Origin of the sequence: Psychroflexus maritimus (assembly GCF_011089875.1) — a bacterium.
Taxonomy (GTDB): domain Bacteria; phylum Bacteroidota; class Bacteroidia; order Flavobacteriales; family Flavobacteriaceae; genus Psychroflexus; species Psychroflexus maritimus.
Map to the genome: position 1 here is coordinate 137,430 of NZ_JAANAS010000050.1, position 21,630 is coordinate 159,059.

Annotated in this window: 17 protein-coding genes; 4 read left to right on the forward strand and 13 right to left on the reverse strand. The window is 34.5% G+C overall.

From position 1 onward, the window contains the following. Positions 1-196: 196 nt before the first annotated feature. The 11 genes from G7034_RS07545 to G7034_RS07595 form a co-directional block, all read right to left on the reverse strand. On the reverse strand, positions 197-2,644 hold the full coding sequence (locus G7034_RS07545; RefSeq protein WP_166400347.1) for a ribonucleoside-diphosphate reductase subunit alpha: 2,448 nt from the start codon (positions 2,642-2,644) through the stop codon (positions 197-199). A 104-nt stretch (positions 2,645-2,748) separates the two neighbouring features. After that, positions 2,749-3,729, reverse strand: coding sequence for a ribonucleotide-diphosphate reductase subunit beta (locus tag G7034_RS07550; RefSeq protein ID WP_166400348.1), 981 nt, complete (start codon positions 3,727-3,729; stop codon positions 2,749-2,751). A gap of 292 nt (positions 3,730-4,021) precedes the next feature. Then, the gene (gene rodA, locus G7034_RS07555) at positions 4,022-5,266 is read right to left on the reverse strand and encodes a rod shape-determining protein RodA (protein WP_166400349.1); all 1,245 of its coding nucleotides are present in this window, start codon (positions 5,264-5,266) and stop codon (positions 4,022-4,024) included. Then, positions 5,266-7,134 carry a penicillin-binding protein 2 gene (mrdA, locus tag G7034_RS07560; protein ID WP_166400350.1) on the reverse strand — a complete coding sequence of 623 codons (1,869 nt, stop codon included), beginning with the start codon at positions 7,132-7,134 and terminating at the stop codon, positions 5,266-5,268. Before mrdA ends, rodA begins: the two co-directional genes overlap by 1 nt. Next, entirely contained in the window at positions 7,131-7,634 is a 504-nt protein-coding gene (locus tag G7034_RS07565) for a rod shape-determining protein MreD (RefSeq protein WP_166400351.1), read from the reverse strand. The genes mrdA and G7034_RS07565 overlap by 4 nt, the downstream gene beginning before the upstream one ends. Then, positions 7,627-8,460 (reverse strand): rod shape-determining protein MreC, encoded by an 834-nt coding sequence (gene mreC / locus G7034_RS07570; RefSeq protein WP_166400352.1) that lies wholly within the window; start codon positions 8,458-8,460, stop codon positions 7,627-7,629. Before mreC ends, G7034_RS07565 begins: the two co-directional genes overlap by 8 nt. A 210-nt stretch (positions 8,461-8,670) precedes the next feature. Next, positions 8,671-9,699, reverse strand: coding sequence for a rod shape-determining protein (locus G7034_RS07575; protein ID WP_166400353.1), 1,029 nt, complete (start codon positions 9,697-9,699; stop codon positions 8,671-8,673). A 52-nt stretch (positions 9,700-9,751) separates the two neighbouring features. Next, complete coding sequence (gene purH / locus G7034_RS07580) at positions 9,752-11,284, reverse strand: bifunctional phosphoribosylaminoimidazolecarboxamide formyltransferase/IMP cyclohydrolase (RefSeq protein WP_166400354.1); 1,533 nt, start codon at positions 11,282-11,284, stop codon at positions 9,752-9,754. 290 nt (positions 11,285-11,574) lie between these two features. After that, complete coding sequence (locus tag G7034_RS07585) at positions 11,575-13,233, reverse strand: Eco57I restriction-modification methylase domain-containing protein (RefSeq protein WP_166400355.1); 1,659 nt, start codon at positions 13,231-13,233, stop codon at positions 11,575-11,577. Positions 13,234-13,235: 2 nt separating this feature from the next. Then, positions 13,236-14,330, reverse strand: a complete 1,095-nt coding sequence (locus tag G7034_RS07590; RefSeq protein WP_166400356.1) for an AccI family restriction endonuclease — start codon at positions 14,328-14,330, stop codon at positions 13,236-13,238. Then, entirely contained in the window at positions 14,327-14,620 is a 294-nt protein-coding gene (locus tag G7034_RS07595; protein WP_166400357.1) for a helix-turn-helix domain-containing protein, read from the reverse strand. The genes G7034_RS07590 and G7034_RS07595 overlap by 4 nt, the downstream gene beginning before the upstream one ends. 288 nt (positions 14,621-14,908) lie before the next feature. Here G7034_RS07595 and G7034_RS07600 point away from each other — a divergent pair, with 288 nt between their 5' ends. Next, the gene (locus G7034_RS07600; RefSeq protein WP_166400358.1) at positions 14,909-15,373 is read left to right on the forward strand and encodes a hypothetical protein; all 465 of its coding nucleotides are present in this window, start codon (positions 14,909-14,911) and stop codon (positions 15,371-15,373) included. 2 nt (positions 15,374-15,375) lie between these two features. On the opposite strand, the gene lepA is transcribed toward G7034_RS07600, so the two are convergent. Next, complete coding sequence (gene lepA / locus G7034_RS07605; protein WP_166400359.1) at positions 15,376-17,172, reverse strand: translation elongation factor 4; 1,797 nt, start codon at positions 17,170-17,172, stop codon at positions 15,376-15,378. 322 nt (positions 17,173-17,494) lie between these two features. Between lepA and G7034_RS07610 the strand changes: the two genes are divergently transcribed. Together G7034_RS07610 and G7034_RS07615 are read left to right on the forward strand one after the other, a co-directional pair. Continuing rightward, a complete protein-coding gene (locus G7034_RS07610; protein ID WP_166400360.1) occupies positions 17,495-18,427 on the forward strand; it encodes a PfkB family carbohydrate kinase in 933 nt (310 codons plus the stop codon). A gap of 37 nt (positions 18,428-18,464) precedes the next feature. Continuing rightward, complete coding sequence (locus G7034_RS07615; RefSeq protein WP_166400361.1) at positions 18,465-20,363, forward strand: amidophosphoribosyltransferase; 1,899 nt, start codon at positions 18,465-18,467, stop codon at positions 20,361-20,363. 113 nt (positions 20,364-20,476) lie between these two features. Here the strand turns inward: G7034_RS07615 and G7034_RS07620 are convergent, their stop codons facing one another. Beyond that, on the reverse strand, positions 20,477-21,076 hold the full coding sequence (locus G7034_RS07620) for a DUF1684 domain-containing protein (RefSeq protein ID WP_166400362.1): 600 nt from the start codon (positions 21,074-21,076) through the stop codon (positions 20,477-20,479). A 60-nt stretch (positions 21,077-21,136) separates the two neighbouring features. Here G7034_RS07620 and arfB point away from each other — a divergent pair, with 60 nt between their 5' ends. Then, positions 21,137-21,538 carry an alternative ribosome rescue aminoacyl-tRNA hydrolase ArfB gene (gene arfB / locus G7034_RS07625; RefSeq protein WP_166400363.1) on the forward strand — a complete coding sequence of 134 codons (402 nt, stop codon included), beginning with the start codon at positions 21,137-21,139 and terminating at the stop codon, positions 21,536-21,538. The last annotated feature ends 92 nt before the right edge of the window (positions 21,539-21,630 follow it).

The following is a 21,630-nucleotide window of genomic DNA, read 5'->3' on the forward strand; positions in this document are numbered from 1 at the left end:
CTGGCTTGCTGAAGAAAGGATATTGTTGGTATTAATATTTTATTTGATAAGGTAAAAGTAGGGGGATTTGGGGTTGGTGGTTATTCGTTTTTGGAATAGTTCTTATATCAGTTATCATTTGATATTACCGCAATAAAAAAACCTGCAAATACACTATGTATTTACAGGTTTTTGGAATGTTTAATTTAAAATAGAATTATGAACCACACATTAAGCAGTCATCTCCTTCAGCGTCTTTTGATTGTTGAATTAAAGCTTTTAATTCTTCTGGGCTTAACGATGAGTCTGAAGTCACATTGACTTTAGCTTGTTCTTGTTGTAGTCGTTGTGCGTTTTGTTTGGCTACTTTTTCAGCAGGTATTTCTACTTTCTTTTTTTCGTTATTAAGGGTGAACTTGATGGCATCTACTGCCGATTTTGTTCTTAGGTAATACATTCCTGTTTTTAAGCCACTTTTCCAAGCGTAAAAGTGCATGGAGGTAAGTTTAGCAAAGGTAGCTCCTTCCATAAACAAGTTAAGAGACTGCGATTGATCAATAAAGTAGCCTCTGTGTCTAGCCATGTCTATAATGTCTTTCATAGAAAGTTCCCAAACTGTTTTATACAGTTCTTTAATGTCTTCTGGAATAATATCTATAGATTGAATAGAGCCATTATTTCGCATAATAGCATCTTTTACCTCATCATTCCAAAGGCCTAATTTAACAAGGTCTTCTAATAAGTGTTTGTTCACTACAATAAATTCGCCAGAAAGTACTCTTCGGGTATAAATATTTGAGGTATAAGGCTCAAAAGCTTCGTTGTTTCCTAAAATTTGCGAAGTTGAAGCAGTTGGCATAGGTGCAAGTAGTAAAGAGTTTCTTACGCCATTTTTAAGGACTTGCTTTCTCAGTTTTGTCCAATCCCATCTACCACTTAATTCTTCGTCCTTAATGCCCCACATATTATATTGAAACTCTCCTTTACTCATTGGTGAACCTTTATAAGTTGAATAAGGGCCTTCTTCTTTCGCTAATTCCATTGAAGCGGTAACTGAAGCAAAATAAAGGGTTTCAAAAATCTCTTGATTAAGCGCTTTGGCTTCATCTGAAGTAAAAGGCAATCTCATTTTAATAAAGGTATCTGCCAAACCTTGAATTCCTAGACCTACTGGTCTGTGACGGAAGTTGGAGTTTTCAGCTTCTTTAACGGGGTAGTAATTTCTGTCAATAACCTTATTTAAATTTCTAATTACACGTTTGGTAATTTTGAATAATTCTTTGTGGTCAAAATCACCATTTTTCACAAATTTAGGCAAGGCAATTGAAGCTAAATTACAAACGGCTACTTCATCTGGACTTGTATATTCTAGAATTTCAGTACATAAGTTTGAAGAGCGAATGGTTCCTAAATTCTTCTGATTTGATTTTCGGTTACACGCATCCTTATACAACATATAAGGAGTTCCGGTTTCAATTTGCGATTCTAAGATTTTCTCCCAAAGCTGTCTAGCTTTAATTGTTTTTCTGCCTTTACCTTCGGCTTCAAAACGTTCATAAGCCGCTTCAAATTCGTCGCCATACATATCAAAAAGACCTGGACATTCGTTGGGACACATCAAGGTCCATTCAGCATCAGCTTCTACGCGTTTCATAAATAAATCTGGAATCCACATGGCGTAGAAAAGGTCACGTGCGCGGAGTTCTTCGGCTCCGTGATTTTTCTTGAGGTCTAAAAAGCTCATTATGTCGGCATGCCAAGGTTCAACATACATGGCAAAAGACCCTTTTCTTTTTCCTCCTCCTTGATCTACATAACGTGCAGTATCATTGAAAACTTTCAGCATAGGAACAATCCCGTTAGAGGTTCCATTGGTTCCAGCAATATAAGAACCAGTGGCTCTAATGTTGTGAATAGATAGGCCTATTCCGCCAGCCGATTGAGAAATTTTAGCAGTTTGTTTTAGCGTATCGTAAATTCCTTCAATACTATCGTCTTTCATGGTTAATAAGAAACATGAAGACATTTGCGGCTTAGGAGTTCCTGAATTAAACAAGGTGGGTGTTGCGTGAGTAAAGAACATTTTAGACATCAAGTCGTAAGTTTCTAATGCACTATCCAAATCATCTAAATGAATACCAACAGCCACACGCATTAACATGTGTTGAGGGCGTTCTGCTATTTCGCCATTCAGCTTTAATAAATAGGAACGTTCAAGAGTTTTAAAACCAAAATAATCGTAATTAAAGTCGCGACTATAAATAATTCTGGAATCAAGTAAATCCTTGTTTTCTTGAATTACTTGATAAACCTCATCAGATAAAAGCGGTGCTTTTGATTTAGTTCTTGGATTGACATAATTGTATAGGTCATCCATTACCTCAGAGAAGGTTTTTTTAGTGTTTTTGTGTAAATTAGAGACGGATATACGTGCTGCCAAGTGGGCGTAATCTGGGTGAGCTGTGGTCATTGTTGCGGCTACTTCTGCCGCTAAATTATCTAACTCGCTTGTGGTCACTCCATCGTACAATCCTTCTATCACTCGCATAGCTACTTTGGTTGGCTCTACCAATGGGTTTAATCCATAACAAAGTTTTCTAACTCGTGCGGTAATCTTGTCAAACATTACTGGCTCCTTATGCCCATCTCTCTTTACTACATACATAATCTCTGGTATTTATTTTAATCTTTAATTGTTGTTGTTTCTTTGGTTTCTGTATTTACATACTACCTATAGTAAGCATAGCTTGCATAGCTCCATAAATCACTTTAAAAATCTGCGTCAAAGCTAATTTTACTATCTTTTTCTTTGTCTTTTGACATTACGCCTGCTTTTTGGTATTCCCCTACTCTTTTCTCGAAGAAGTTGGTTTTTCCTTGTAGGTTAATCATATCCATAAAGTCGAATGGATTAGAAGAGCCGAATTCTTTTTCGCAGTCTAATTCAACCAATAATCGGTCGGTCACGAACTCTAAGTATTGAGTCATCAATTTAGCGTTCATACCAATTAAACTAACAGGAAGTGATTCTGTAATAAATTCTCGTTCAATGGTAAGCGCATCTAAAATAATTTCTTTAATACGTTCTTTAGGTACCTGATTAACTAAGTGATTGTTATGCAAGTGAACAGCGTAATCACAATGTAAGCCTTCGTCTCTTGAAATCAATTCATTAGAAAAGGTTAATCCTGGCATAAGTCCTCTTTTCTTTAACCAAAAAATAGAACAGAAAGCGCCCGAGAAGAAAATACCTTCAACTGCGGCAAAAGCAATTAAGCGCTCAGCAAAACTTGGGCTTTCAATCCACTTCAGTGCCCAATCTGCTTTCTTTTTAATGGCAGGGAAATTTTCAATAGCTTGAAAGAGTTTACTTTTTTCAGCTTCGTCTTTCACATAAGTATCAATCAATAAGGAATAGGTTTCTGAGTGAATATTTTCCATCATGATTTGAAAACCATAGAAGAATTTAGCTTCGGTATATTGCACTTCATTGACAAAGTTTTCAGCTAAATTTTCATTAACGATTCCGTCGGAAGCGGCAAAGAAAGCTAAAATATGTTTGATGAAATATTGTTCATCTGCACTTAGCTTGTTTTCCCAATCTGTAATATCCTGGTGCAAGTCAATTTCTTCTGCTGTCCAAAAACTGGCTTCTTGTTTCTTATACCATTCCCATAAATCATGATGTTGTATAGGAAACACCACAAATCGATCTTTATTCTCTTCTAAAATAGGTTCATTTTTATTCATAGCATTACAAATTAAAGGGTTAACTTTTTCAATTTAGGACTAACAAATATGTAAAATAAATCGCTATGAATTGGGCTTACCTTAAAAAGGTTTTCAACAGAGTTTTCAACAATTTATGTAAGTCCTTGAAAACACTAGCCCAATCAAGCGTGAACTGAAAACCAACAACTTAGAATAAAAAAAGTGCTAAACCTAATAAAGGTAAGGCTTGACAAAGAATGTTAAAGTTTTGACTTTGAAATGAGCTTATCAAAATTCGTAAATTGTTTAGTTCAATTGATTTTATTTGCTATTAAACATCCATGCGTTTAGCATCCATTTTAAGGAAGATAAAAATAAGTATGGTGAAGCCCCACAAGCTTGATCCACCATAACTAAAAAATGGAAGGGGAATACCAACCGTGGGAAACAAACCAAGCACCATAGCAATATTCACAAAAAAGTGAAAAAAGATAATTCCAACTACACTGTAACCATAAATTCTACTGAAAGCTGATTTTTGACGCTCGGCTAAATACACCAATCGAATCATGAGAAAAACAAAAAGCAACACCACTAGACTACTTCCTACAAAGCCCCATTCTTCTCCTACAGTAACAAAAATATAATCGGTATGCTGTTCTGGCACAAAATTTCCTTGCGTATGGGTGCCATTGAGCCAGCCTCTTCCGCTCCAACCTCCGCTTCCTATCGCTACTTTACCCTGGTAAGTGTTGTAGCCTTTTCCACTAATGTCATCAATTTTACCAAGAATTAAATCAAATCGATCTTTTTGATGAGGCTGCAATTGCTTGTAAATAAATCCAACCGAAACAGAAAAACCAACACATAATAAAGTTAATAATACATAGTTGAATAATTTAGGCTTTTTATTTCTGTTGAAAAAATAGACCAAGAAAGCAATTAGAATAATAACAAAACTGATATAATAAAGTCCAAATTTTAGCGTAAGGACAAAAATCAATGCGGCAAAAATACCCAAGACTAAATATAAATCGGGCAAGCCCTCTCTATACATTGGAATAATAAATGCCACATAGATGAGTGCGCTTCCTGCGTCTGGCTGAAGTAAAATCAACAACATTGGAATAGCAATAATGAAAAGCGCTTGCACCTGATGTTTAAGGTTTTTTAGGTGAATATTTATTCCTGTTAAGTATTTGGCCATGGCTAAAGCAACCGCTGCTTTCACAAATTCGGCAGGCTGAATACTAAAACTTCCAAAGGAATACCAGGCGGTTTGACCAGCAACGGTTTTTCCAAAAAACAGCAAACCTACCAGAGAAAGCAACGCTCCTAAATAAATTAAACTTGAAAATTGTTGATAAAATTTAACTTCTAAAGCTAGTACCAAAACAATTAGAATTACACTTAGGGCTATCCAAAGCAGTTGCTTCCCGTGAATTTCATTAAAATCTAACCAACTTGCTTCTAGGTTAGTTACCGAAGTAGAATAAATATTAATCCACCCAAAACCCACCAATAAAACAAACAGAATGATGGTGAACCAGTCTAATTTTAAAAAGGTCTTTGGCATTATTGATTTATTTTAAAGGGTTCACCAGAATAAGGCTTGGCATATTCTTCTTCTAAGCTATGCGACATGATCCAATTTTCTAAATCTTTTCTAGAAATTTCATCTTTTAAATATTTTTCAATCATTAAGCTAGCTATTCTTCCTGCGTATCTAGCACCCCAATAGCCATTTTCAACAAATACTGCTAAGGCTATTTTTGGGTCGTCTTTTGGAGCAAAAGCTACAAAAATTGAATGGTCGGTGAGCTGCACGCGTTCTCCATCAATTTTAATAAAGTTTTCTGAGGTTCCTGTTTTTCCGCAAACCTCAATGCCAGGAATTTGCAAAAACTGAGCGGTTCCGTAATTATATACGTCGTTCATGCCTTGAACAACAGGTTCAAAATGTTCCTTGTCTATGGTCGTAAAATTTTTTGCTGTGTAAATACTGTCTTTAATCCGATTACCGTCTATTCCTTTAAGTATGTGCGGTCGTTTAAACCAACCTCTATTCGCTATAGCAGCTGTTGCATTAGCTAATTGTATGGGAGTTGATTCTACTTCTCCTTGACCAATGGCATTAGATAGTGTTGCAGTAGCGTACCATTTATAAGTAGGATAATTATAAGCCGAATTGTAATAATCGGCATCAGGTATTCTTCCTTTTCTTCCCACAGGTAAATCATAACCCAAATAATCTCCAAAACCGAAACTTTTCATGTGATTACTCCATACCTCCATTCCTTCTTGAGGGGTATTGTATTTTTCAATAGTTCTTCGGTAAATTTGAGCAAAATAGGAATTACAAGAATGTGCAATACCATTGACTAAACTTACGGGGCTTTTATGAGGATGGCAGCCCATTCTTGAACGTCTTCCATAGGAATAACCTCCGTTGCAACTAAAGTTTTCTTCAACCTCTACCACAGCTTCTTGCCTAGCTACTAAACCTGTAAAAGCTTTAAAAGGGGATCCTGGTGGATACATGGCTTGTAAGCCGCGGTCAAAAAGAGGCTTAGCAATCGTATCGTAATACATTTTAGTAAAATTTTTGGAACGCTTTCTTCCAACCAATTCGTCTGGTTCATAATTGGGTGCAGTAATTAAGGCTAAAATTTCACCACTAGAAGGTTCAATAGCAACAATACCTCCTCGTTTATTTTCCATCAATTGCTCTCCATAAGCTTGCAAACCAATATCAATGGTAAGGTGCAAGTCGGCTCCTTTTTTGGGAAGCGTATCAAAAGCTCCGTCTTTAAACGGACCAATTTCTCGATTAAACTTATCCCGTTGAATATGTTTCACACCTCGCTCACCACGCAATAGTTCTTCGTATTGTTTTTCAATACCCTGACGACCAATCAACTCCCCCGATTTAAAATAAGGGTTTCTTTTTAAATCAGCATTGTTTACCTCTGCAATGTAGCCTAGAAAATTAGCGCCATGTGTGGTTTGGTAATCTCTTAACTGTCTTTTCTGAATATAAAAACCTTGAAATTTATACAAGACCTCTTGTAATGAAGCATATTCTTTTTTGGTAAGTTGTGGAGTAATTATTGAAGGTAACCAAGGAGAATAGATTCTTGCTTTTTCAATTTGATGTTTTAAACGTTGGTCGGAAATATTCAAAACTTCAGCAAGAGCTAAAGTGTCAAAAGGTTTGATTTGAAGAGGAATAGCCATTACATCGTAAGCGGGTTGATTAGCCACTAACAATTGGCTATTACGGTCGTAAATATAACCCCGTTGGGGGTAGTCGTAGATTTTTTTTACTGCTAAGTTCATTGAAACTTGGTCATAGGTATCATCTACAAGTTGGAGGTAAAACAGCCTTCCTATAAATAAGATTGCCGTTAGGCTTACTAATAAAATGGGAAGTAGCTTTCTCATTTTTTACTTGGTTTTAGAAAGTAAATGACCAAAATAATTAAAGCTATAGAAAAAATTCCAGAATACAAGGTATTGGTTAAAATTCGAGGAATGTAGGCTAAGCTAAATGCTTCCATAGAGAACATGACTAAATGGTGTATGCCTACCATTATTGAGACGTAAACTAAGAGAGGCTTAAAGCCTTCGCCATAAAACTTAAGTGTTTGGAAATCAAAATTTACGCCAAATGCGTTTCTTAATGCCAAAGGTCTAAAGTATCCTAAAACTAGGCAAGCTGCTGCATGAACACCACCTGAATTATGAAAGACATCTAAGGTCAAGCCTAACAAAAATGAAAGTAACATGACCTGAATACTACTCATAGATATAGGAAGTAGTAGAATAAATATAATGTAAACATACGGATTGATGTAATCTAGAAATAAGAAATTATCCAGCAGATATAATTGTAGAAGGATAAAAAAAACAAAGCGAATGCTATTGGTAATTGACTTATTCATTGCTTTCTGGGATTAATTCTAAAATTGTTTCTTTATCTTTCCATTGAATCATATAAACATTTCTTACATTAGTCATATCTGTATGCAATTTTACTTGAATGTTGTAGTAGCCTCTGTTTTGATCCAATTCGAAATCGATTACTTCGCCTACTGGAATTCCCTCCGGAAAAATTAATGAATTTCCTCCCGTTTCAACTAGGTCTCCAACGGCTACGCTTGCCGAACGTGGTACATCAATTAAACTGGTTACATTAGGGTCTTTGCCATCCCAAACTAAAGAACCAAAATGTTTGGTTTTGGCTAATTGAGCATTGATTGAAATACTGGGATTCAAAACAGAAATTACTCGTGCAAAATTAGCTTTGTGGTCTTCAACAACGCCTACTATTCCTTGGGGGGAAACTACTCCAACATCAACCGATAAGTCAAAATCTTCTAAGGCTTCAATCAATAAATAATTGTTGATTTTTCGATAAGAATTAGCAATCACTTTTGCGTTGATAATCTCAAATGAAGAATCTAAGGGTTGGTTATGATCAAAAGTTAAGGAATCTAGGGCCTGAGCGTGATGCTGTTGAAACAAATAATAGTGCTTCATCCTTTTATTTTCATCCATCAACTTTTTGTTTTCCTGTTTAAGGTAAAAATAATCGGAAATTGCTGCACCTTTTCCTAAAACAAAACTGCTTATTGTATTAGTAGAACTAAGCCATTTATTTTGGTGGTATGTATTTGCGTTAATTGTCAACGCAATTGCAAGCACAAATAAAGCCCAAAAAACAAGGGCAGTTTTAAACTTTAAAAAGAAGTTTATAAGTTGTTGCATTTATTAAAAAGCGATTTTTCTATATTTATTACCAGTTAACCACCAAATTCAGCATTATAAAAGACATTTAATAATCAAATTGGTATAATTAGGATTTACTTTTGAAATTTCAGTTCAAAAATAGACAAGAATTACAAAACAAATACAAATAAATACAACTAATTAAAAAAAGGATTTAGAAACAAATAAAAACGAAGTTCAATCTTACAACTATTTCATCAATACAGCTTTGTATTTATTTAAGTCTTTTAAGGTAATTCCAGTTCCTCTAACAATTGCCCGTAGAGGGTCTTCAGCAATATATACTGGGAGGTCTGTTTTTTGCGATAAACGTTTATCTAAGCCTCTAAGCATAGAACCACCTCCGGCTAAATAAATACCGGTATTATAGATATCTGCGGCTAATTCTGGTGGAGTCTGCGACAAGGTTTCCATGACTGCATCTTCAATTCTTAAGATTGATTTGTCAAGGGCTTTAGCTATTTCTCGAGAAGAGATTTCAACCTGTTTTGGCTTCCCTGTGAGCAAATCTCGGCCTTGAACACTCATGTCTTCAGGTACATTTTCTAATTCTTCGGTTGCTGCTCCTAACTGGATTTTAATTTTTTCTGCAGTGCGTTCACCTATAAACAAATTGTGTTGCGTACGCATGTAATAGATAATATCGTTAGTAAAAACATCACCTGCTATTTTAACTGATTTATCACACACAATTCCACCTAGGGCAATTACAGCAATTTCTGTAGTACCGCCACCAATATCAACAATCATGTTTCCTTTGGGCTGCATAATATCTACCCCAATACCAATGGCTGCGGCCATGGGTTCATGAATAAGGTAAACTTCTTTTCCGTTCACTCGTTCTGCAGAGTCTTTTACAGCGCGCATTTCTACTTCAGTAATTCCTGAAGGAATGCAAATTACCATTCGCAAAGACGGGGTAATAAGTCTTTTTTTAAGTGCTGGAATTTCTCTAATAAACATAGAAATCATCTGTTCACTTGCCTCAAAATCGGCTATTACTCCATCTTTTAATGGCCTAATTGTTTTTATATTTTCATGGGTCTTTCCTTGCATCATAGCTGCTTCTTTTCCCGCCGCTATAATTTTCCCTGAAATACGGTCTCGAGCAACTATAGACGGGCTATCTACCACTACTTTATCGTTATGAATAATTAGTGTATTAGCAGTTCCAAGGTCAATTGCTATATCTTCAGTAAGGAAATCAAAAAAGCCCATAATTTTATATCTAAATCTGTGTGATAATTCTTAAAAGGTTAAAAGTAATAAATTAATGTTTAAAATGCCTCACTCCAGTCATTAACATTGCCATTTTTTTATCGTCACAAAAATCAATACTCAATTGATCTTTTATGGAGCCTCCCGGCTGAATTACACTTCGAACTCCTGCATTGTAAGCTATTTCTACACAATCTGGGAAAGGGAAAAAAGCATCGCTTGCCATAACAGCTCCCGATAAATCAAACTTAAACGAAGTAGCTTTTTCTATGGCTTGCTTTAAGGCATCAACACGAGAAGTTTGACCTGTACCGCTAGCTAGTAACTGCTTGTTTTTAGCTAAGACTATAGTGTTTGATTTTGTGTGCTTGCATACTTTTGAAGCAAAAAGCAAATCTTCAACCTCTTCTGAAGTAGCCTCTTTTTGAGTAGCTGTTTTGAGTATTTCTGAAGTATCGGTAAGGTGGTCTCGGTCTTGAACTAATATACCATTTAAGCAAGAACGCACTATTTTTTTGGGAGCTTCAAAGTCTTTTAACACCAATAAAATTCGGTTTTTCTTGCCTTTTAAAACTTCCTTAGCTTCAGCTGAAAAAGAAGGTGCAATCACTACTTCGCAAAATAACTTATGGATTTCAGTAGCTGTGGCTTGATCAATTTCTTTATTGGCTATTAAAATTCCGCCAAAAGCAGAAACTGGATCGCCGGCTAAGGCATCTTGATACGCATTTAAAAGCGTATTTCGCTGAGCAATTCCGCAGGCATTATTGTGTTTTAAAATGGCAAAAGTTGGAGCTTCATCTTTAAATTCTGCCATTAATTGAACAGCTGCATCTACATCTAACAAATTGTTATAAGACAGTTCTTTACCGTGCAACTGCGTAAAAGCTTCATCAATAGCGCCATACAATTTTGCTTCTTGATGTGGATTTTCTCCATAACGAAGACTTTTTCCTTCGTTAAAACTTAATTTAAATGCAGGGTTATCTTCAGTTTCATTGAAATAATTGAAAATAGCAGCATCATAATGCGATGAGGTAGCAAATGAATTAGTGGCTAATTTTTTGCGATGCGCTAAGGTAGTTTCTCCTTTATGCGATTTTAAAAGCTCTAAAAGGTAAGCGTAATCATTTCTTGTTGAAACACAAACTACGTCTTTAAAGTTTTTGGCCGCTGCACGAATTAAAGAAATACCACCAATATCAATTTTTTCTATGATGTCTTGTTCCCTTGCTCCTGAGGCAAGAGTATCTTCAAAAGGATACAAATCTACAATCACTAAATCAATTTGAGGGATTTCAAAATTGACCAATTCTTCTTGATCTGAAGCTTCTTCTTGACGGTTTAAAATACCTCCAAAAACTTTTGGGTGGAGTGTTTTTACACGTCCGCCTAAAATGGAAGGATATGAAGTTATATCTTCTACGGCGGTAACCTTAACGCCTTGTTCTTCTATAAATTTTTGGGTCCCTCCAGTGGAGTAAATCTGTACGCCTAATTCGCTTAATTGCTTAACAATAGGTGCTAAACCATCTTTGTGAAATACGGAAATTAAAGCCGATTTAATTTTTTTTGTTGCGTTCATTTAATGCTGTGCTTTAAGCGCGCAAAAGTAAGTTTTTTTGATTAAAAATGAAGGCATTAGCTAAAGATGTTTTTTGGTTTATGTTCAATTTTATTTTGCGTTAGTTTTATGAGTCGTTTATTTTTGTGGGCCATAAAAACATTCCCCCCGCTGGTCTGTGGCTTGCTATAGTGAGGGCTTAAAATGCGCAAGTTTTTCGTTTAAACACTTATTTTTATTAATATTCTTATCGTTTCAATTTTACACTAAACCCGTTATTGCTTATGCACATTGTTCTCTGTTGGCCTTCTTCAGGTCTGCTTGGTTTTCAGCAATGGTAAGACATACTCTTTTGCGATTTTTGGTGCAGCATTGGCTGGTGCGAATTGCAAATCTGTATGACTTATAGCGATGGCAAATTCCAATCGTAAAATTTCATCAATCTGTTTGATACATTGTTCATTCTTAGTGTCTTTAAAACGTGAATAAAGATTTAAAATGCTCTCTACTTGTTTTTGAGATAGTTTAGATAAATCGAGCATTTTGGATTTGTTCAAATCGTTAGGTTCAAATTTTTTCAAACCATTACCATATTCTCTTCTATTGTCACTAAAGATTTCTTTTGCTACATCTGTTAACAAGTAAGCAAATAATAAATCTATAGGAATATCTGAAAACAAATCTGACTTTGTAGGATAAACACAATGAAAAGTCGTCAGATTAGAAATGTTTGCTTCATTTCTAATAAACTTAACACCTTTTCTATTAAATACAGAAACCCAAATTGGTGCAGGTGGTCTATTTTCTAATGAATACCAAGGCTTTCTTTTTTTGGTTAAGTACTTTTCATTTACTTTTTCATTTTCACCTAAAACTATGTATTCAGCAACCATTTTGTTTTCAGAATCCTTACCGTTGAACAGATAGGCCAATTCATCATTTTCGATTAAACTCTCATAATTTGATTTAGTGAAAAAATTGCCTCTAACGTCTTTCGCTCTACAAATACAAGGCAATAAGTTTTCATTAGGAATAGAATGTTTTTCGGCTTTTGATTTTCTAAATGTAAAATATTCGTTTGCTCCAGTCGCGATTCCTCTTACGACTTTAGCATAAGTAGAAAAGGGGACGAGATTTTTATAATTTAAAGCGTTTTGAACTTGATAGTATTGTCTCCATTTAACATTAGCATCTAATTCAGAAGGTTTAAAAGTGAATTCACCATTGCCATTTGGATAGGAATTAATGTATCCTTCAATTAATTGTAAATCAGATTTTGATTGAATATTGGTTATTTGAATTTTAGAATTGTGTTCATCATTTGATAAAAGAAGAATAGAAGCTGTTGTCATTGCATTATCAAATACGTTTTCTTTAAAATCAATTACAAAAAGATGTCTTAATGTGTTTGTTTTTAAAAGGTATTCCTTGACAAGTTTACCATAATCAGAATTTAAAAACTCCGAAGGAATAATATAGGCTATTCGACCTCCTTTCTTTAATTGAAAAATAGATTTAAGTAGGAAAAGAGTATATAGGTTTGTAAATCCGTTAAATTTGAACTTTAAATAACTTTCTACTTCTTTGAGAATTTCTTTATTGTCGTAATCGTGAAATTTTAAATAAGGTGGATTGCAAATAATACCGTCATATTTGTTCTTCCATTCATTATACATATAGTCTTCTAGATTCAAAGAGACGTTTTTATTCTCTTTAAAAACATCAGACGCATCATTAAAAATGTTCTCATCTATATCAAAACCTTTGATTTTTAAATTCTTTTTCTTTTTTAAAAGTGTTCTTGAAAAAATACCTAATCCAAAAGCTGGTTCTAAAACAGTTTTTAATGCTTCATTACCAAGCAACCAATCAGCCATAAGATTAGCTATTGGCTGTGGTGTAAAAAATTGAGCGAATTCTTTACGGTGTTCGAGAGCAGTCTTTTTAGTATATATTTTTTCTAAGTCCATATTTAAAAATCTTCTATGTTTAATAAATCTTTTAGACTATCAATGTCTAAATATGCTGTTCCTTTATCAAAAGTGACATAAAACAATAATCGTCCTCTTCCCATTTCACGCATAACACTTTTGTGTTCTGGCTCTTCAACTTTATAAGCAACCTGATTGGTGTTTCTAGTGTTAATTTTAATAGTAGTCTTGTTTTGATTTTTTATGTCTTTAGAAATTTCATAATGTTCGCCCTCTTTATCTGAATCAGTAATTAGGGATAAAATATTGCTAAAAGAAATTCCGTAAGATTTGTCAAAGAATACTTGGAAATAATAGTGAGGAACGTTAAATGTTTCAGCCCATTTGTAAACAACTTTTATGTCTTCAACTTTTGGTGTTATACTTAAATAATCTCTTTTTTGGACGATATTGATGTGTTTCTTTAATGTTTTGAAAAGAGAAGATAAATTTTGCAACCTATCCGTTGACCTCCAACTGGGTGACCTATATTTTAGAGCGTTAATTGTCTCTTCATTAATTCCTGTTAGTATAGAGATGTAATGCTTTCTTTTATTGTCAGATAATATGTCAATATACTCTTCAAGGATGTGTTCTTTTAATTTCAAAGCTTCATTTGTGTGGTATTCTGTTCTGCTTTGCATTTCATTTTCGTATTTTTCAATAAGAAATGCACTTGAGCGAATTTCAAGACCTGCAATTGCCTTTTTTACATACTCTGTTATTTGAGAGTGTTGGAATTTACTGATGTCATAGCCAAGATTTTGGTCAAAATCCTCTTTTTTAAAAACCAATAAATCTGGACGTTTTCCAATTGTATCCAATTCGTCTTGAAAGTCGGTGTAGAATTCATCAAAGCCTGCATCACCAGCAATTAAATCATCAGATTTACCATAACGAACTGCAACATAGTTTTTTGAGGTTTCATTTATTGCTCTAAAGATTAAATCTTCTGCCCAATCTCCTTGTTCCTTATTTGTAATAAAATTAGATGAGGCCTGTGTTGGCGGTGAAGTTCTATCTCTTGGAATTGTGAAATCAACAATAGAAGTTGGAATGGATTTCGTTATTTCTCTTAATTCTTCAAAGTAGGTCATATTGATTTTCGATATTTTATTTCTTGTTCAGCAACTTTTAAAACTTCAATTGCTTTTTTTTCATCTTTTACTAGGTCGTACACTTTGTTTGCTAACCATAGTGTTTCCAATTCCTCATATGAATATTTGAAAAGTTTACTGATAGTTTTCAAATGTTCTTTTTTTAAATTTTTCTGGTTACGTTCAATTTTACTCAAGTATGCATCGCCAACTTTTAATTTATACGCAAGTTCACGTTGTAACATTTGAGCCTCCACTCGCAATTCTCTTATCTTATGCCCGATTGTCATTTTCCTTATTTTGTCTTGACTGAATTTGGTCAAATATACTAATTAATTTCAATTTATAGGTTTTTGTTAAATTTTCATTAATCAACTATTCAGTGTTTGTAAATCCTAATCTGTTCTTATAATGAGGCATAACTCAAAAACAACCTTATCTAAAACAAGCATAGGCTAGGCTGATTCTAAAAAAAATCAGTATTTATTTCAGCTTAAACTTCAACGCGTTAATTTTGGTTAATGTTGTAGTACCCAATTCTCCAGTTTTTGTAAATTTGAAATTCACATATTTCATTGATGAAAAAGCAAATTCAAAACCTTTCTAAGTCTTCAAAAGAACAGAAAAAGCTAGTAAATAAGGGTTTTAAAATTCATTTAGAAAAGAATAAAAACAAGAATATTCAATATTATATTGGAATAGCTTTTATACTTTTAGGGAGTACAAGCTTGTTGAGCGACATTAGTAACATTATGAGTTGGTATATTGTTTTTGGTATTTTGCACCTTGTTTCTCCTAAACTATCCGAAAAATATAATTACTCCTTACTCACCGAAGAAGGACTATTACAACCTCGATATTTCAACCTAGCAAAGCCGAAATTTTTGGCCTACCAAGACATTACATTTATAGCTTATGTTGTAGGCGATTATGTGTTTAGAAATTCGGAAGTAGAGTTTAGATTTCCTAAAGAATTACTTAACCAAAAAGAAATTGATTTTTTAGAAGAGCAAATGCAGGTTATGAAAAAGAATCTAAATTAGTCTTAATCATTTAATTTCAAGACCGCCATAAATGCTTCTTGTGGAATTTCTACATTACCCACAGCACGCATTCGTTTTTTACCTTTTTTCTGTTTTTCTAAGAGTTTTCGCTTACGCGAAATATCACCACCGTAACATTTAGCCGTAACGTCTTTTCGCAGCGCTTTAACGGTTTCACGAGCAATAATTTTTGCTCCAATAGCGGCTTGTATAGGAATATCAAATTGTTGTCTAGGAATTAATTCTCTTAGCTTATTACACATTTTTTTACCAATATCATAAGCATTATCTTGATGCAACAAGGCAGAAAGTGCATCTACTTTATTGGCGTTTAATAAAACATCTACTTTTACCAATTTTGATTTCTTCATTCCAATAGGGGAATAATCAAATGAGGCATAGCCTTTTGAAACCGTTTTTAATCGGTCGTAAAAATCAAATACAATTTCAGCTAAAGGCATATCAAAAGTAAGTTCTACACGATCTGTAGTTAAGTAATTTTGATTTTTAATTTCACCTCGTTTTTCAATACACAAGCTCATTACTGGGCCAACAAAATCGGCTTTAGTAATAATACTTGCTGAAATATAAGGCTCTTCAACATGAGACAGCGTTGAAGGGTCAGGTAAATCACTTGGGTTAGAAACTAAAATAGCTTCTTCTGGATTTTTAGTTGTATAAGCTTGATAAGAAACATTAGGTACGGTAGTAATTACCGTCATATCAAACTCGCGTTCTAGGCGTTCTTGAATTATTTCTAAGTGGAGCATTCCTAAAAAACCACATCGAAATCCGAAGCCAAGAGCAGCTGAGCTTTCCGGTTGAAATACTAAGGAAGCATCATTTAATTGAAGCTTTTCCATAGACGACCTTAGTTCTTCGTAATCTTCTGTATCTACTGGATAAATTCCTGCAAAAACCATTGGTTTTACATCCTCAAATCCTGAAATAACTGCTGTTGTAGGGTTTTCAAAATCGGTAATAGTATCTCCAACTTTTACTTCTCTGGCATCTTTAATTCCTGTTATAAGGTAACCTACATCTCCTGTACCAATTTCTTTTTTAGGGACTTGTTGCAGTTTTAAGGTACCTACCTCATCAGCTCCGTATTGTTTCCCCGTAGCAATAAATTTGATTTTTTGATTTTTCTTAATGCTACCATCAAAAACACGAAAATAAGTTTCTACCCCTCTAAACGGATTGTAAACCGAATCGAAAACCAAAGCTCTAAGCGATGCATTGGGATTTCCTTTAGGCGCAGGAACGCGTTCAATAATTGCTTTTAAAATTTCATCAATTCCTAATCCTGTTTTAGCACTAGCTGGAATAACCTCTGATGCATCACAACCTAATAAGTCAACAATGTCATCAGTTACTTCTTCAGGGTTGGCACTGGGTAAATCTACTTTATTTAAAACTGGAATAATTTCCAAATCGTTTTCTAAAGCTAAATACAAATTAGAAATGGTTTGTGCTTGAATACTCTGAGCTGCATCAACAATTAATAAAGCACCTTCACAAGCGGCTATTGAACGAGAAACCTCGTAAGAAAAATCGACGTGGCCAGGAGTATCGATTAAATTAAGTATATATTCTTCTCCTTCATATTCATAAACCATTTGTATGGCGTGAGATTTAATCGTAATTCCACGCTCTCTTTCTAGGTCCATACTATCTAACAATTGCTCTTGTTTTTCTCGAGCAGTAACTGTTTTAGTAGAGTCTAAAAGTCGATCAGCCAAGGTGCTTTTTCCGTGGTCTATGTGAGCAATGATACAAAAGTTGCGAATATTCTTCATACAATTTTCTTCCTTAATAAGTCTGCAAATATACGTTTTTAAATCAAGCTTAGATAGGCTTTAGTCAACTTATCTACTCCTTTTAAGAAGTGTTGATTATAGGCAACGAAATAAAGCTTTTTTTAGGTTTTCTACACAACAAATTTCTTCGTTTTTTGCCCCTTGTTAGATAACCTATAATTTATGCTACTAGCCAACTAAAATTAAGCAGAAAACAGAGCCTTAAAAAAGAATGTACTAACGAACTACATTTGATGCTTAAATTGGGATTTCTACACTATTCTCAAAAAATAATGTACTTTTGCACAAAATTAAAATAAGCATGTCAAATCAACTTTTAGTGGTTGGAACGGTAGCATTTGATGCTATTGAAACTCCCTTTGGAAAAACTGATAAAATTTTAGGAGGCGCAGCAACTTTTATAGGCCTAGCAGCAAGTCAGTTTAAGCGAATAGAAACGGGCATTGTTTCTGTTATTGGTGAAGACTTTCCTGAAGATTACATACAGCTATTAAAAGACCGAAAGATGAACCTAGAAGGTCTTGAACAAGTAAAAGGTGGTAAAACTTTCTTTTGGAGCGGTAAGTACCATAACGACATGAATTCAAGAGATACCTTAGACACACAACTTAATGTGTTGGCCGATTTTCAACCTGTGGTTCCAGAGCGTTTTAAAAATGCGGAAATTGTTATGCTAGGCAACTTGCATCCAGGTGTTCAGTTGAGTGTTATTGAACAGGTGGCTAATCCAAAATTAATTGTCTTAGATACCATGAATTTTTGGATGGACACCACTTTAGAATTACTAAAAAAAGTCATTGCTAAAGTAGATGTAATTACCATTAATGATGAAGAAGCAAGACAACTTTCTGGTGAATATTCCTTGGTTAAAGCAGCGCGTGTTATCCGTGATATGGGGCCTGATTATGTAGTGATTAAAAAAGGAGAACATGGTGCATTGCTCTTCCATAAAGAAGAAATGTTTTTTGCACCTGCATTGCCTTTAGAGGAGGTTTTTGACCCTACTGGAGCTGGCGATACTTTTGCTGGCGGGTTTTCTGGATACCTAGCACAGACTGGTGATATTTCCTTTAAAAACATGAAAAATGCTATTATTCATGGTTCTAATTTAGCTTCATTTTGTGTTGAAAAATTTGGAACTGAACGCATGCTTCAGTTAAATCAAGACGAAGTTAATGAGCGTTTAAAGCACTTTAAAGCTTTAACTCAATTTGAAATCAACTTAGCTAAATAATTTACGCCCCGTTTTTGGGGCTTTTTTTGTATAAATAATGAGCGAATTAATTAAACACGAATGCGGAATTGCACTGCTTAGGCTGCAAAAACCACTTGAATTTTACAAAGAAAAATACGGCACTGCTTTTTATGGCATCAATAAAATGTATTTGATGTTAGAAAAACAACACAATCGCGGGCAGGATGGAGCAGGCTTAGCCAGTGTTAAATTAGATATGCAACCAGGAAGGAGATACATTAGCCGGGTGCGCTCTAATGCCGACCAACCCATTCAGGATATTTTTGCTAAAATTAATGAACGCATCAATACTGAATTAGAACTTCATCCTGAGCATCAAAACAATACCCAATGGCAAAAAGAAAACTTACCTTACATAGGCGAAGTTTTTTTAGGACACGTACGTTATGGTACATTCGGAAAAAATAGTATTGAAAGTGTTCATCCGTTTTTACGGCAAAACAATTGGATGCACAGAAACTTGATTTTAGCAGGTAATTTTAATATGACTAATGTTGGTGAACTTTTTCAAAATTTGGTTGATTTAGGACAGCATCCAAAAGAACAAGCAGACACCATTACCGTGATGGAAAAAATAGGCCATTTTTTAGATTCGGAAGTCCGCAAATTATACAAAAAACTAAAAGCTGAAGGCTACTCTAAAAAACAGGCTTCACCTCATATTATGGAACAATTAAAAATCCATAAAATTCTTAGAAAATCTTCAACCGATTGGGATGGTGGTTATGCTATGGCAGGAATGATTGGTCATGGAGACTCATTTGTACTGCGCGATCCAGCAGGAATTAGACCCGTATATTATTACCAAGATGATGAAATTGTAACAGTAGCTTCAGAACGCCCAGTAATTCAAACAGCATTTGATGTAGATTTTGATGACGTGCAAGAACTTCCGCCAGGTCACGCTATTATCATCAAGAAAAATGGCAAAGTAAGTATCAAAAAAATAATGGAAGCCTTAGAACGAAAAGCTTGCTCGTTTGAACGCATTTATTTTTCTCGCGGAAGCGATGCTGAAATCTACGAAGAACGAAAAGAATTAGGACGTTTATTGATGCCTAAAGTTTTAGAGGCTATTAATTATGATACGCTAAATTCCGTTTTTTCTTACATTCCTAATACCGCTGAAACTTCCTTTATTGGATTAAATGAAGCAGCTCAAGATGAATTAAACCGACAAAAAAACCAGGCTATTCTCGATGAAAAGGAAAACCTTACCGATGAACGCTTAAAAGAAATTTTGTCCCATCGCATTAGAACCGAAAAAATTGCGGTAAAAGATGCTAAACTAAGAACCTTTATTACCGAAGATTCTAGCCGAGATGATCTTGTAGCTCATGTTTACGACGTGACTTACGGCGTAGTTAAACCCACCGATAACTTAGTGGTTATTGACGATAGTATTGTGCGAGGGACTACCTTGAAAAAGAGTATCTTAAAAATGCTAGATCGGCTTAATCCTAAAAAAATAGTCATTGTTTCTTCAGCCCCTCAAATTCGTTATCCTGATTGTTATGGAATTGACATGGCTAGGTTAGAAGATTTTGTGGCTTTTAGAGCTGCATTAGACTTGCTTAAAGAAAGAAATCAGTGGCAGGTAATAGAAGAAGTGTATCAAAAATGTAAAGCTGAAAATCAAAAAGATACGTTTGAAATTCAAAACCAGGTAAAGGCTGTTTACGAACAATTTACAGACGAAGAGGTTTCCGATAAAATTGCAGAACTTCTTGGTGATGAAAGCATAAAAGCAGAGATTAAAGTGATTTACCAAAGTGTAGATTTACTACACCAAGCTTGTCCTAAGAATTTAGGCGACTGGTATTTTACGGGCGACTATCCTACTGCCGGCGGTAATCGTGTAGTAAATAAAGCTTTTATAAACTTTTACGAAGGCAAAAAAGACAGGGCTTATTAGTTTTATAACTAATTAAATTTCAGATTGGTGTGGTTTTTTTTCTTACGCTATTCGGATGGACAAAATTCTTTTAAAGGAATTGATCAAGCACTAATATTTGCTCAAAAGGAAATTTATTTTGGGTTTTTTACTCCTGCTAAAATTTTAGTATTCAATGTGTTCTCTTCAGGTGGAATGGCACAAGAATAACCGCTTATATACGCACAATAAGGGTTGGTGGATTGGTTAAAATCTAAAACAACGACTTCGCCTTCTTCTTTTGGAAGCTTCACATAACAATATCTTCCATTGGTGTAAGTACTTTCTCCATTGGTTTCGTCTAGAAATGGCACAAAAGCTTTATCAGCATATTCTTCACTTTCTAAAAAACTATCATCATAAAAGATAGCAAGTTGATAAGCCCGGTCATTCAGTTCAAATTTTAACCGACCAATTTTTGTGTATTCCGCTAAACGCGAAGTGCTTGTAGCAAAAGTAAATTCTTCTTTTTGCGGACTAAAAGTGGCTTCAACTTTAAAATTTTCATCGGCTGGAAAAAATTGATGCCCTTTAAACAAGTGGGTGTTTGTTTTGTAAGGCGAAGTTTCTGGATTTTGGTAATGTGCTGTATAGTCTTTCTGAAATTTTTCTACCGAAGTGATAAAATCTTCGCTTTGCGCGGAAAGCATTCCGAACAAAAAACAAAAAAATAAACTAAATAATGTTGGTTTCATAGCTTGTAATTTAAGCGAATTTAAGCAAGAAAATTGAACTATAAATAATAAATTTGAAAAATGAATAAAAAAACACTACTTCAAGAGTTAAGTTTTAAAACCGCTTTAAGTGGTGGTCCAGGAGGACAACACGTTAATAAAACGGAAACCAAAGTGATTTTGGTGTGGGATTTGACTTCAACTGAAGCTTTTAGTGAAGCCACTAAAATCCGATTAAAAGAGAAGCTCAATACACAACTAACTAAAGAAGACGTGCTTCAATTACAATGTGCGCAAAGTAGGAGTCAGCACAAAAACAAAAAGCTAGTCATTGAACGATTTTTAGATTTAATTGAAAAAGCCCTTCAGCAGAAAAAGAAAAGAAAACCCACCAAACCGTCTAAAACGGCAAAATTAAAACGCTTAAAACGAAAGAAACAACATTCTGAAAAGAAAGCCAACCGGAAAAAACCTAAAATTTAGCAACCCCTTTAGTAGAAGCCTTAGATTTAATCTTATTTTCTTTAGGCATTACTATTAAAGCTGAATTAACTTATACATACAAGTTTGAAAAT

Excerpts from the sequence above, each read along its gene's own strand:
- G7034_RS07545 (WP_166400347.1), bottom strand. The coding sequence starts at position 2,644 with ATGTATGTAGTAAAGAGAGATGGGCATAAGGAGCCAGTAATGTTTGAC.
- G7034_RS07550 (WP_166400348.1), bottom strand. The coding sequence starts at position 3,729 with ATGAATAAAAATGAACCTATTTTAGAAGAGAATAAAGATCGATTTGTG.
- rodA (WP_166400349.1), bottom strand. The coding sequence starts at position 5,266 with ATGCCAAAGACCTTTTTAAAATTAGACTGGTTCACCATCATTCTGTTT.
- mrdA (WP_166400350.1), bottom strand. The coding sequence starts at position 7,134 with ATGAGAAAGCTACTTCCCATTTTATTAGTAAGCCTAACGGCAATCTTA.
- G7034_RS07565 (WP_166400351.1), bottom strand. The coding sequence starts at position 7,634 with ATGAATAAGTCAATTACCAATAGCATTCGCTTTGTTTTTTTTATCCTT.
- mreC (WP_166400352.1), bottom strand. The coding sequence starts at position 8,460 with ATGCAACAACTTATAAACTTCTTTTTAAAGTTTAAAACTGCCCTTGTT.
- G7034_RS07575 (WP_166400353.1), bottom strand. The coding sequence starts at position 9,699 with ATGGGCTTTTTTGATTTCCTTACTGAAGATATAGCAATTGACCTTGGA.
- purH (WP_166400354.1), bottom strand. The coding sequence starts at position 11,284 with ATGAACGCAACAAAAAAAATTAAATCGGCTTTAATTTCCGTATTTCAC.
- G7034_RS07585 (WP_166400355.1), bottom strand. The coding sequence starts at position 13,233 with ATGGACTTAGAAAAAATATATACTAAAAAGACTGCTCTCGAACACCGT.
- G7034_RS07590 (WP_166400356.1), bottom strand. The coding sequence starts at position 14,330 with ATGACCTACTTTGAAGAATTAAGAGAAATAACGAAATCCATTCCAACT.
- G7034_RS07595 (WP_166400357.1), bottom strand. The coding sequence starts at position 14,620 with ATGACAATCGGGCATAAGATAAGAGAATTGCGAGTGGAGGCTCAAATG.
- G7034_RS07600 (WP_166400358.1), top strand. The coding sequence starts at position 14,909 with ATGAAAAAGCAAATTCAAAACCTTTCTAAGTCTTCAAAAGAACAGAAA.
- lepA (WP_166400359.1), bottom strand. The coding sequence starts at position 17,172 with ATGAAGAATATTCGCAACTTTTGTATCATTGCTCACATAGACCACGGA.
- G7034_RS07610 (WP_166400360.1), top strand. The coding sequence starts at position 17,495 with ATGTCAAATCAACTTTTAGTGGTTGGAACGGTAGCATTTGATGCTATT.
- G7034_RS07615 (WP_166400361.1), top strand. The coding sequence starts at position 18,465 with ATGAGCGAATTAATTAAACACGAATGCGGAATTGCACTGCTTAGGCTG.
- G7034_RS07620 (WP_166400362.1), bottom strand. The coding sequence starts at position 21,076 with ATGAAACCAACATTATTTAGTTTATTTTTTTGTTTTTTGTTCGGAATG.
- arfB (WP_166400363.1), top strand. The coding sequence starts at position 21,137 with ATGAATAAAAAAACACTACTTCAAGAGTTAAGTTTTAAAACCGCTTTA.